The organism is Ameyamaea chiangmaiensis, from assembly GCF_013376175.1.
GTDB classification, from domain to species: domain Bacteria; phylum Pseudomonadota; class Alphaproteobacteria; order Acetobacterales; family Acetobacteraceae; genus Ameyamaea; species Ameyamaea chiangmaiensis.
In genome coordinates this window covers 1-1388 of sequence record NZ_JABXXR010000303.1, presented here as the reverse complement: position 1 = coordinate 1388, position 1388 = coordinate 1, and the positions used below count along the sequence as shown (strand labels likewise).

2 protein-coding genes are annotated in these 1388 nt (G+C 70.8%); both read right to left on the bottom strand.

The annotated features are described in order from the left end of the window. Window positions 1–287, bottom strand: a 287-nt coding sequence (locus HUK82_RS16595) for an aminotransferase class IV (protein WP_176614965.1), incomplete at its 3' end; no start/stop codon positions are given. Further along, window positions 284–1388: anthranilate synthase component I family protein (locus HUK82_RS16590; RefSeq protein ID WP_176614964.1), on the bottom strand; the 1105-nt coding region annotated here is incomplete at its 5' end. The genes HUK82_RS16590 and HUK82_RS16595, both read right to left, overlap by 4 nt.

The window sequence follows — 1388 nt, the reverse complement described above, 5'->3', positions numbered from 1 at the left end:
CCGTGCGTGACGGTCAGGCGCGCGGCCCCTTCCTGCCCAGATGCTCCCGACGCGCGCAGGAGGTCATCAAGGCCGCGCCGCAGAACCCCGTCGTCGGGCCGAGGCAGGCCGATCAGCGTCGCCCCTTCGGCCAGGCGCGCCATATGGCGATCGATATGCGGCACCGTGCCCGCCTGCACGCGCATCGTCTCGAACAGGCCCTCCCCCAGCGTAAAGCCACGATCGGCAGGGTCGATCCGGGCCTGATCCGCCGGCAGGACAACGCCGTTGAGCCAGACGAGGCTCACGGTGTCTGCCCGAACAGCGCCAGAAGCGGGGCGATCTTCAGGCGCATCTCGTCATATTCGCGCGACGGGTCCGACAGGGCGGTGATCCCGCCCCCCGCCCCGGCCTGAATCCGGGTCGCGTCCATGGTAAGGCTGCGAATGATGACCGAGCTGTCCATGCTGCCGTCGGTGCCGAGGCGAAAGACGACGCCGCAATAGGGCCCCCGGGCACTCGCCTCCAGCGTGTCGATCAGCGTCAGGGCCTGGCGTTTGGGTGCCCCGGTGACCGAACCGGGCGGCAGGGTCGCGGCCAGAAGGTCGATCGCGTCGCTGTCCTGTCGGAGCGACGCGCGCACTTCGGAGACGAGGTGATGGACATGCGCGAACGTTTCCACCTCGAACAGGGATGGCACCTCGACGCTGCCGATCCGCGCCATCCGCCCGAGATCGTTGCGCATCAGGTCGACGATCATCAGGTTTTCGGCGCGTTCCTTTTCATCGGCCCGCAAGGCCGCCAGCGCGGCGCTGTCGTGCCCCGGGTCGGCGGCGCGGGGTGCCGTGCCCTTGACCGGGCGTGTCTGCATCCGGCCCTGCGCGGTCATGTGGATGAACCGTTCCACCGAGGACGACAGGAGCGAGAACCCGCCCCCGCAGCCCAGAAAGGCCCCGAACGGCGCCGGTGCGCGCGCCCGCAAGGCCCGGTAGAGCGCCATCGGCGACAGGCCTTCGGGACGGGGGGCGGTATACCGGCTGGTCAGGTTGAGCTGGAACAGGTCGCCCGCGTGTATGCGCTCCACCGCCTCGGCCACCATCGCGCGGTAGGACGCGCCATCCTGGTCGGCGGTGAACGTGGCTGGCGGGACGGGGCGTGGCGGGTCGGCGCGCTCTGGCACGTCGGAGGGGTCGAGACGGACGTCGCGAAAGGGCGTCGTCAGCCACACGTCGCGCCGCAGTCGGTCGAACACCAGCGCGCGGTCGTAGAACGCGGCGGCAAGGCCGGGCCCCGGAGCGGGCGCGTGCCGGGACGTCAGCCCATGTTCGCCCAGCCCCACCTCGTAACTGGCGAACCCGATTACGCCGGCTTCGAACGGCAGGCCCCTCGGGCGATGGCATGGCGGCCCG